The organism is Marinimicrobium sp. UBA4209 (assembly GCF_002381585.1).
Taxonomy (GTDB): Bacteria; Pseudomonadota; Gammaproteobacteria; order Pseudomonadales; family Cellvibrionaceae; genus Marinimicrobium; species Marinimicrobium koreense.
The window spans coordinates 78,691-79,123 of record NZ_DFTP01000048.1 but is presented as its reverse complement, the minus strand read 5'-3'; the positions used below and the strand labels follow the sequence as shown (position 1 = coordinate 79,123).

The 433-nt window shown below is 62.8% G+C and carries 1 protein-coding gene; it reads left to right on the top strand.

Going from position 1 to position 433, the window contains the following annotated elements:
- A partial coding sequence (gene pth, locus B3187_RS07070) for an aminoacyl-tRNA hydrolase (RefSeq protein ID WP_286805382.1) occupies positions 1-390 on the top strand: 390 nt, incomplete at its 5' end.
- Positions 391-433 lie beyond the last annotated feature (43 nt).

Here is a 433-nt window from a genome sequence, read left to right as displayed (position 1 = left end):
CCCACCACCTTTATGAACCGCAGTGGTCAGGCGATCAGCGCCATGGCGCAGTTTTTCAAGATTCCGCCCGAGGCCATTCTGGTCGCCCACGACGAGCTGGACCTGCCCCCCGGCACCGCCCGTCTCAAGCACGGTGGTGGCCACGGCGGCCACAACGGCCTGCGCGACACCATCAAGGCCTTGGGCAACAACAAGGAGTTCAATCGCCTGCGCCTGGGCATTGGCCATCCGGGCTCGGCGTCACAGGTAGTTGGCTTTGTACTGAAAAAGGCGCCCACCAGCGAACAGCAGGCACTTCACGATGCCATCGACCGGGCCATCGACGTGCTGCCACTCGCCGCAAAGGGCGAGTGGGCGAAGGCAATGAATCAGCTGCACACCAAGGTGTAACCAGTGCTTCAGGCTTGGGGGACGGCGGATGCGCTTCGCTTAT